The organism is uncultured Thermomonas sp. (assembly GCF_937872235.1).
GTDB classification, from domain to species: Bacteria; Pseudomonadota; Gammaproteobacteria; order Xanthomonadales; family Xanthomonadaceae; genus Thermomonas; species Thermomonas beijingensis.
Genome location: NZ_CALMPC010000029.1, coordinates 1 through 9,727, shown reverse-complemented (window position 1 = coordinate 9,727; position 9,727 = coordinate 1). Strand labels below are relative to the sequence as shown.

Here is a 9,727-nt window from a genome sequence, read left to right as displayed (position 1 = left end):
TATCCCGATAGCACCCAGTTCGACCCGAAGTCCCACTATTTCGACCCCAAAGCCACCCCCGAAACCCCGCGCTGGTTCTTGGTCGATGTAGCGTTTGAACGCAAGTTCAAGCAGGTCATTGCGCTGGAAGACATTCGCCAGCACGCCGATGCATTGGGCGAAGGCTTTGCACTCACCGCACGTGGCAGCCGGCTGTCGGTGTTTCCGGTAACCACCGCGCAGTGGAAACTATTGCTGGGCCTGGAAAAGCCCTGACCTTCTCCCCTTGAACTTGGTGCACCCCATGTCTGAAGCCAAAAAACTCGCCGCAGAAAAAGCCATTCAATACGTTGAAGACAACATGATCGTGGGCGTAGGCACCGGCTCCACCGTGGCCTATTTCATCGACGCGCTGGCCGCCTGGAAAGATCGCATCCAAGGTGCGGTGTCCAGCTCCGAGCAAAGCACCGCGCGCCTGCAGGCGCATGGTATCGACGTGATCGACCTCAATGCCGCTGGCCCGTTATCCCTGTATGTGGATGGTGCCGACGAATGCGACCCCGACAAATGCCTGATCAAGGGTGGCGGTGCCGCGCTGACCCGCGAAAAAATCATTGCCGAAGCCAGCGAACGCTTTATCTGCATCGTCGATCCATCCAAGCAGGTACCGGTGCTGGGCAAATTCCCGCTGCCGGTGGAAGTGATTCCAATGGCGCGCAGTCTGGTCGCTCGCAAACTGCTGGAACTGACCGGTGGCCAACCAGTGTGGCGCGATGGCGTCATCACCGACAACGGCAATGTGATCCTCGACATCCACAATCTGGCCATCACCGACCCGGTGGCGATGGAGCGCGCCATCAATCAAATCCCAGGCGTCGTCGCGGTGGGTCTGTTTGCACGCCGCCCCGCCGATGTGGTGATTGTCGGCGGGCAGCCACCGCTGGTGCTTTGAACGATACTCGCAGGAGCACACCACAGGGGTGCGAACGCTTTCGCGAAATCCCTGGAAATGCATCGCGCCCCTGCGGTGCGCTCCTGCGGCAGTGCGCTCTACTGCTCCAGCAACGCCTGATTCCGCACCGCGCCCTTGTCCGCGCTGGTGGCCAACAGCGCATACGCTTTGAGTGCACTGGAGACCTTGCGCGCACGCGGAAATGCAGGCTTCCAACCTTGTGCCTCTTGCGCTGCGCGGCGTGCGGCCAACTCGGCCTCCGGCACCAGCAAGGTGATGCTGCGCGCAGGAATATCGATGTGGATGCGGTCACCTTCGCGCACCAAACCGATCGCGCCACCGGCGGCCGCTTCCGGTGAAACATGGCCGATCGACAAGCCCGAGGTTCCACCGGAAAACCGGCCATCGGTGAGCAATGCGCAGGTTTTGCCCATGCCCTTGGATTTCAGATAGCTGGTGGGATACAGCATTTCCTGCATGCCCGGCCCGCCCTTCGGACCTTCGTAGCGAATCACCACCACATCCGCGGCGCGCACCGCGTCGGCCAAGATGCCAGCCACCGCTGCGTCCTGACTTTCATACACCCGCGCACGCCCCTCAAACACATGGATGGATGCATCCACGCCGGCCGTTTTCACCACGCAGCCATCTTTCGCCAGATTGCCGTACAACACCGCGAGGCCACCTTCTTGCGAATACGCATGCGCAACATCACGGATACAACCCGTGCTGCGATCCATGTCCAACGACGGCCAACGTGTGGCTTGACTGAACGCCACTTGGGTGGGAATACCGGCAGGCCCGGCTTGGAAAAACTCATGCACCTTGGCATCGCCGGTTTGGGTGATATCCCAATGCGCAATCGCCTCGCCCAATGTCCTGGCGTGCACCGTCGGCACATCCGTGTGGAGTAATCCGGCGCGCGCCAATTCACCCAGGATCGCGATCACGCCACCGGCGCGATGCACATCTTCGATATGGTACTTCTCGGTATTGGGTGCCACCTTGCACAACTGCGGCACCTTGCGTGACAAGCGGTCGATATCACGCAGCGTGAAGTCCACGCCGGCCTCTTGCGCGGCGGCCAGCAGATGCAAAATGGTATTGGTGGAACCGCCCATCGCGATGTCCAGCATCATCGCGTTTTCAAACGCATAGAAGCTGGCAATGCTGCGTGGCAATGCACTGGCATCTTCCGCGCCATACCAGCGATGACACAGCTCGACCGCCGTCACACCGGCTTGCTTGAACAGCGCTTCACGGTCGGCATGGGTGGCCAGCATCGTGCCGTTGCCGGGCAGCGAGAGACCCAGCGCCTCGGTCAAACAATTCATCGAATTGGCAGTGAACATGCCACTGCAACTGCCACAGGTGGGGCATGCGCTGCGCTCCACCGCGTCCAACTGTGCATCGCTGACATTGACATCGGTGGCCTGCACGATGGCGTCCACCAAATCCAGTTTGCGCGGTGATAGCGCGGTCTTGCCGGCTTCCATCGGCCCACCCGAGACAAACACCACCGGGATGTTCAAACGCAGCGCCGCCATCAACATGCCGGGGGTGATCTTGTCGCAATTGGAAATGCACACCAGCGCATCGGCGCAATGCGCATTGACCATGTATTCCACCGCATCAGCAATGAGTTCACGGCTTGGCAGCGAATACAACATGCCGTCGTGGCCCATCGCGATCCCGTCATCCACCGCAATCGTGTTGAACTCCTTGGCCACGCCGCCGACACGCTCGATTTCGCGCGCGACCAGCTGGCCCATGTCCTTCAGATGCACGTGCCCGGGCACGAACTGGGTGAAGGAATTGGCAATGGCGATGATGGGTTTGTGGAAGTCGGCATCTTGCATGCCGGTGGCGCGCCAGAGGGCGCGGGCACCAGCCATGTTGCGCCCATGGGTCGATGTTTTGGAGCGATAGTCGGGCATGAAGGGTGCTCAATTCCAGTGGGGAAGAATCATGAAAGCCTTGGTGCAGAAAGCTTTCAACGATTTCAGATGAAATCGTTTTGCGGCTCCGGATTATTTTTGCGCGAGGCTTGACAAACCCGATCCTAGCGTGTTTTCCTGCAATTATGTTGCAACGCCACATGCCCCTGCCGACACCTTCCGTGACCGCCCTTTCGGCGGCAAGCGCGCTCGTACTCGTACTCATTATTCCGCCCACATCTGCGGGACGATCCGGCGTGTAAGCAACAAACGCACAACGCCAAAATCGAAAACCCCGCATCGCAAGGTGCGGGGTTTTTCGTTTTGGGTCTTTACCAACCTCTCCCAACAGGAACCACCGCAATGACCAGCAACAAACCCCGCATCACCATCGTCGGCTACGGTAGCCAAGGCCGCGCACATGCGCTCAACCTGCGTGACTCCGGCTTCGATGTCACCGTGGGCCTGCGCCCCGGCGGCCCCACCGAGCTGAAAGCCAAGGCCGATGGCTTCACCGTGAAAACCCCGGCCGAGGCGGTGAAAGACGCCGAGATCGTTGCCGTGCTCACCCCCGACATGGTGCAGCCGCAGCTGTATGGCGAAGTGCTGGAGCCGAATATGGCCAAGGGCGCGTGCCTGCTGTTTGCGCATGGCTTCAACGTGCATTACGGCCAGATCAGCCCACGCGCAGACCTCGATGTGGTGCTGGTGGCACCCAAGGGCCCGGGTGCCTTGGTGCGTCGCGAATACGAAATCGGCCGTGGCGTGCCGTCGGTGTATGCGGTGCACCAAGACACCAGCGGCAAGGCCGAACAATTGGCGCTGACCTACTGCGCCGGCATTGGTGGTGCGCGCCAGAACGCGATCAAGACCAGCTTCAAGGAAGAAACCGAGACCGATCTGTTTGGCGAACAAGCGGTGCTGTGCGGCGGCGCCACCAAACTGGTGCAGGCCGGCTGGGAAACCCTGGTGGAAGCCGGCTATCAGCCCGAAGTCGCCTACTACGAATGCCTGCATGAGCTGAAGCTGATCGTGGATTTGTTCTACGAAGGTGGCGTCACGCGCATGCATGAATTCATCAGCGAAACCGCGCAGTACGGCGCATTGACCCGCGGCAATTACGTGGTGGATGACAACACCCGCGCGCAAATGCGCAAGGTGCTGGCAGAAATCCAGGACGGCACCTTCGCACGTCAATGGATCGCCGAATATGCCGCCGGCAATGCCAATTACAAGGCGATGAAACAGGCCGATCTGGATCATCCGATCGAAACCGTGGGCAAGCAACTGCGCGCCAATATGCAATGGCTGAGCACCTCGCAAGCCGCCAATACCACCGCCAAACAGAGCGAGGCCGCGTAATGAACGGTGCCCGCTGGTTGGCGCAAGCCTTGGTTGCAGAAGGGGTGGACACGCTGTTCGGGTATCCGGGTGGCGCGATCATGCCGTTCTACGATGCGCTGTACGACGTGCCCGAACTCCAGCACGTGCTGGTTCGCCACGAACAAGGTGCCGCGTTTGCCGCCAATGGCTATGCGCGTGCCAGCGGGCGCGTGGGGGTGTGCGTGGCCACCTCCGGCCCGGGTGCCACCAACCTGTTCACTGGCATTGCCGATGCACTGGTGGACTCGGTGCCGATGGTGGCCATCACCGGACAGGTGCCCACCGGCTTGATGGGCACCGATGCATTCCAAGAACTCGACGTATTCGGGATGAGCTTCCCGATGGTCAAGCACAGCTTTCTGGCGCGTAGCGTGGACGAATTGCCAAACATTGTTGGTGAAGCCTTTCGCCTCGCCCGCAGTGGTCGCCCCGGGCCGGTGTTGATCGACCTGCCCAAGGATGTGCAAAACGCCGATGCCAGCCATCTGCCACCGCATGTGCCGCAGCCCATCGACGATGTCGAGGCGCCCAAGGATGCCTCGCTGCACGAAGCCTTGGCCTTGATCTCATTGGCCCAGCGGCCGGTGATCTACGGCGGTGGCGGCATTGCCCTGGGCGATGCCGTGCAGGACTTCCGTACCTTCGTGGATGCCACCCAAATCCCCACCGTGCTGACCCTGAAAGGCTTGGGCGCACTGTCATCCAAGCACCCGTTGAACTTGGGCATGCTGGGCATGCACGGCTCGCGCGCGGCCAATCTGGCCGTGCAAGAGGCCGATTTGCTGATTGTGGTGGGTGCGCGCTTTGATGACCGCGCCACCGGCAAACTGGCCGAGTTCGCGCCACATGCGCGTGTGGTGCATATGGATGTGGATGCCTGCGAAATCGGCAAATTGCGGGTGGCCGATGCCGGTGTGCGTGGCGATATTTGTACCACCTTGGCCAAGCTGACCTTGGCGTGTGCAGCGCATCTGCATGGCCGCAACGGCCCGGCACGCAAGGCCTGGCGCAGCCAATGCCAGCAACGTGCATTGCAATTTGCACCGCGCTACGACGCCCCTGGTGCCACCGTGTATGCGCCAGCCTTGTTGAAGCGGCTATCGGAAACTGCCGCCGATGCATTCGTGGTCTGCGATGTGGGTCAGCATCAAATGTGGGTGGCACAGCACTGGCAAATGCAGCACCCACGCAAACACCTGACTTCGGGCGCACTCGGCGCGATGGGCTTTGGCCTGCCGGCCGCCATCGGTGCGCAACTGCAAGACCGCACTGCGCAAGTGATCTGCGTCAGTGGCGATGGCTCGATCCAGATGAACATCCAGGAGCTGGCCACCCTGCGCCGCTACAACCTGCCGGTGAAGATCGTGCTGTTGGACAACCAGGCACTGGGCATGGTGCGGCAGTGGCAGGAGCTATTTTTCGAACAGCGTTATTCGGAAATCGACCTGTCCGACAACCCCGACTTCATCGCCTTGGCCACCGCCTTCGGCATCGAAGCCCTGCATGTGGATCGCGCCGGAGACGTGGATACCGCCATCGCCGCACTGCTGGCTGCAAAAGGCCCGGCACTGCTGCATGTGGCCATCGACACCACCGCCAATGTGTGGCCACTGGTGCCACCCAACCGCAATAACGCGCAAATGATCGACGACGCTTCCTCACCCAAAGAGACCCCCCATGCGCTACCAGCTTGAGTTGACCTTGCGTCGTGCCGAAGGTGCACTGACCCGCGTGCTGGGCACAGCCGAACGCCGCGGTTTTGCACCGCTGTCGGTGGATGGCCATGCGCATGCCGATGGCGAGCGCTGGCAGTTGCGCATGACGGTGGAAGGTGAACGCGAAGCCGAAGGCCTGCAACACCAGCTGGCCAAGCTCTACGACTGCCTTGCGGTCGAGGTGCAACCATGCGCGTAACCATGCACAGCGCAGTCTGCTGATGGAGCCCTCCGTAGCCATCGCCTCAGCTGTTTCTGCCAGTGATGTCCTGGCAGCACAGGCCCGTTTGCGCCGCTATCTGGACATTACCCCCACCCATTACGCCGAACGTTTTGGCTGCTGGTTGAAACTGGAAAACCTGCAGCGCACCGGCTCGTACAAAGTGCGCGGCGCGCTGAACGCGCTGCTGGCCGCGCGCGAACGTGGCGACAACCGCCCTACCATTGCCGCCTCGGCCGGCAACCACGCGCAAGGTTTGGCATGGGCGGCGTACCGGCTTGGCCTGCAAGCGATCACGGTGATGCCGCGCTGCGCACCGCAAACCAAGATTGCCGGCGTGGCGCATTGGGGCGCCACCGTGCGCTTGCATGGCGAGAGCTATGACGAAGCCAAAGCATTTGCCGCCGAGTTGGCCGCGCAGCACGACTACCGCCTGCTGTCGGCATTCGATGATCCCGACGTGATTGCCGGGCAAGGCACGGTGGGGCTGGAAATTGCCAGCGTGTTGTCGCCGGATGTGGTGATCGTGCCGATTGGCGGCGGCGGCCTGGCGGCGGGCGTGGTGCTGGCACTGAAATCACAAGGTGTGCGGGTGATCGGCGCGCAAGTGGAAGGCGTGGATGCAATGGCGCGCGCATTGCGTGGCGATGACCGCATCCTTGAGCCGGTGGCCACCTTGGCCGATGGCGTGAAAGTGAAAGAACCCGGACAACTGACCCGGCGCGTGCTGCGTGAGCTGCTGGATGATGTCGTTATCGTGCGCGAAGCCGAACTACGCGAAACCCTGGTGCGCTTGGCGCTGGAAGAACATGTAATTGCCGAAGGCGCGGGTGCGCTGGCGCTGGCCGCCGGCAAGCGCATCGCCGCCAAGCGCAAATGCGCGGTGGTGTCCGGCGGCAATCTGGATGCCGGCGTGCTGGCCAGCCTGCTGCAAGACGTGCGCCCGCGGCCGCCGCGCAAACCGCGCCAACGCAAACAGGAGCGACTTATGCCGCCGGCAGCGCTGCCAAGCGCACTGCCTGCCGGCTTGCTGTCCAGTCTTTCACATACCCTCCCAACGCCGCGCAAGCCGCGCGTTTCCCGCACAGAAGAGCTTCCCGCATGAACAGTCCCAACAACCGTATCCGCATTTTCGATACCAGCCTGCGCGACGGCGAACAATCGCCCGGCTTCACCATGAGCGGCGCGCAAAAAATCGCCTTCGCCCACGCCTTGGCCGAGCTGGGCGTGGACGTGATTGAAGCCGGTTTTCCCAATAGCTCGCCGGCCGACTACAGCGCGGTGCAGACCATCGCCCGCGATGTGCGCGGCGCGTCGATTGCCGCACTGGCACGCTGCCACGAAGGCGATATCGAAGCCTGCGCGCGCGCATTGGAGCGTGCCGAATCCCCACGCATCCACGTATTTATTTCCAGCAGCCCGCTGCATCGCCAATACAAATTGAACATGAGCCGCGAGCAAGTGATCGAGCACGCCATCATGGGCGTCACACTGGCACGCAAGCATGTGGATGATGTCGAGTTTTCGGCCGAAGATGCGTTTCGCACCGAGCGTGATTTTTTGGTGGCCGTATTCAACGCTGCGGTGGCTGCCGGCGCTACCACCTTGAATGTGCCCGATACCGTGGGCTACGCCACCCCGGATGAAATCCGTGAATTGTTCCGCTACCTGCGCGCCAATGTGCAAGGTGCCGAAGGCGTGGTGTTTAGCGCGCACTGCCACAACGATCTTGGGCTGGCGGTGGCCAACTCGCTGGCCGCCATTGAGGGCGGCGCGCGGCAAGTGGAGTGCACCATCAACGGCATCGGCGAACGCGCCGGCAATGCCGCGCTGGAAGAATTGGTGATGGCGCTGAAAGTGCGCCAAGGGTGGTACGGCGTGGACACCGGCATCACCACCCCCAAACTGCTGGACACCTCGCGCCTGCTGTCGCGCATCACCGGCATCCAAGTGCAGCGCAACAAAGCCATCGTCGGCTTGAATGCCTTTGCACATGAATCCGGCATCCATCAACACGGCATGCTGAAAAACCGCGACACCTACGAAATCATGCACCCGCAAGATGTGGGCTGGCCGGCATCGCAATTGGTGCTGGGCCGCCACAGTGGCCGTGCGGCGGTGGCCGACCGTCTGCGCGCATTAGGGCATGTATTGGACGATGCACAGCTGGATCTGGTCATCGCGCAGGCAAAGGCACTGACCCACACCCAGCATGTGGTGAGTGATGCCGACTTGCTGCGGCTGGTGGCCGGCGACCACGGTGATACCGGCTGGCGCATCGCTTCGATGAGTTTGATCGACGAGGGCCAACATACCCGTGCGCATGTGGAACTGTCGGATCCCGATGGCCACCGCGTCAAGCAGGATGCCAGCGGCGACGGCCCGATTGCGGCGCTGTTTGCCGCACTGGCCAAGGCCGCCGGTGTGGATTTCGAACTGGAAAGCTACGAAGTGCACAGCATGGGCATCGGCCGCGACGCCCGCGGCGAGGCCAACCTCAGCGCACGCATCGGCGGCGAAACGTTCAGCGGTCAAGGCACCAGCCGCGACGTGCTGGAAGCCTCCGCGATTGCCTGGCTGGAGGTTGCCAACCGCCTGCTGCGCAGCTATGCCATGCAGCGCGTACCGGCCTTCGCTTAATCCATTTTCCAGGGAACACCATGAAAGCCCATATTCTTGTCTTGCCAGGTGACGGCATCGGCCCGGAAGTCACCGCCGCTGCGGTCGAAGTGTTGCAATGCGTGGCCCAGCGCTTCGGCCATGAGTTCCAGTTTGATGAACAGTTGATCGGCGGTGCCGCCATCGACGCCACCGGCACGCCGCTGCCCGACGCGACGTTGCACGCCGCACAGCACGCCGATGCGGTGTTGCTGGGTGCCGTGGGCGGGCCCAAGTGGTCAGACCCCAATGCCAAGGTGCGCCCCGAGCAAGGCCTGCTGGCCATCCGCAAAGCACTGGGCTTGTATTCCAACCTGCGCCCGGTCAAACCGCACGCGGCCACGCTGGGCGCATCGCCCATCAAACCGCATCTGCTGCAAGGTGTGGATGTGATGGTGGTACGTGAACTCACCGGCGGCATTTATTTTGGCGAAAAAACCCGCAGCGCCACCGATGCCTCCGACCTGTGTCGCTACAGCGTTGTCGAAATCGAACGCGTGGTGCGCCACGCCGCCACCTTGGCGCGCAGCCGCAGCGGCAAACTGACCTCGGTGGATAAAGCCAATGTGCTGGAAACCTCACGCCTATGGCGCGACGTCACCAGCCGCGTGGTGCGCGAGGAATTTCCCGATGTCACGCTGGAGCATCAACTGGTCGATTCGATGGCGATGCATTTGCTGGCACGCCCGCGCGAGTACGACGTGATCGTCACCGAAAACATGTTTGGCGACATCCTTACCGACGAGGCGTCGATGCTGGCCGGCTCACTGGGCCTGCTGCCCAGTGCTTCACTGGGCGATGGCAAGGTCGGCATCTACGAACCCATCCACGGCAGCGCCCCCGACATCGCCGGCAAAGGCATCGCCAACCCCTACGCCACCAT

General features: G+C 62.0%; 9 protein-coding genes. 8 read left to right on the top strand and 1 reads right to left on the bottom strand.

The genetic code is table 11. From position 1 onward, the window contains the following. Both QWB57_RS02860 and rpiA read left to right on the top strand, forming a co-directional pair. A partial coding sequence (locus tag QWB57_RS02860) for an EVE domain-containing protein (protein WP_288968257.1) occupies positions 1-255 on the top strand: 255 nt, incomplete at its 5' end. A gap of 28 nt (positions 256-283) precedes the next feature. After that, the gene (rpiA, locus tag QWB57_RS02855) at positions 284-931 is read left to right on the top strand and encodes a ribose-5-phosphate isomerase RpiA (protein ID WP_288968255.1); all 648 of its coding nucleotides are present in this window, start codon (positions 284-286) and stop codon (positions 929-931) included. A gap of 98 nt (positions 932-1,029) precedes the next feature. On the opposite strand, the gene ilvD is transcribed toward rpiA, so the two are convergent. Next, on the bottom strand, positions 1,030-2,868 hold the full coding sequence (gene ilvD, locus QWB57_RS02850; RefSeq protein WP_223629129.1) for a dihydroxy-acid dehydratase: 1,839 nt from the start codon (positions 2,866-2,868) through the stop codon (positions 1,030-1,032). Between the two features lie 363 nt (positions 2,869-3,231). Between ilvD and ilvC the strand changes: the two genes are divergently transcribed. The 6 genes from ilvC to leuB all read left to right on the top strand — a co-directional run. Continuing rightward, entirely contained in the window at positions 3,232-4,230 is a 999-nt protein-coding gene (gene ilvC, locus QWB57_RS02845; protein WP_288968253.1) for a ketol-acid reductoisomerase, read from the top strand. Next, positions 4,230-5,945: an acetolactate synthase 2 catalytic subunit gene (ilvG, locus tag QWB57_RS02840; RefSeq protein ID WP_223629127.1), complete on the top strand. Its 1,716-nt coding sequence runs from the start codon at positions 4,230-4,232 to the stop codon at positions 5,943-5,945. Before ilvC ends, ilvG begins: the two co-directional genes overlap by 1 nt. Next, positions 5,929-6,165, top strand: coding sequence for an ACT domain-containing protein (locus QWB57_RS02835; RefSeq protein ID WP_223629126.1), 237 nt, complete (start codon positions 5,929-5,931; stop codon positions 6,163-6,165). Before ilvG ends, QWB57_RS02835 begins: the two co-directional genes overlap by 17 nt. Positions 6,166-6,187: 22 nt before the next feature. Continuing rightward, positions 6,188-7,291 carry a threonine dehydratase gene (locus tag QWB57_RS02830; protein ID WP_263296769.1) on the top strand — a complete coding sequence of 368 codons (1,104 nt, stop codon included), beginning with the start codon at positions 6,188-6,190 and terminating at the stop codon, positions 7,289-7,291. Then, complete coding sequence (locus QWB57_RS02825) at positions 7,288-8,826, top strand: 2-isopropylmalate synthase (RefSeq protein WP_288968251.1); 1,539 nt, start codon at positions 7,288-7,290, stop codon at positions 8,824-8,826. Before QWB57_RS02830 ends, QWB57_RS02825 begins: the two co-directional genes overlap by 4 nt. Positions 8,827-8,846: 20 nt before the next feature. Next, a partial coding sequence (gene leuB / locus QWB57_RS02820; RefSeq protein ID WP_288968250.1) for a 3-isopropylmalate dehydrogenase occupies positions 8,847-9,727 on the top strand: 881 nt, incomplete at its 3' end.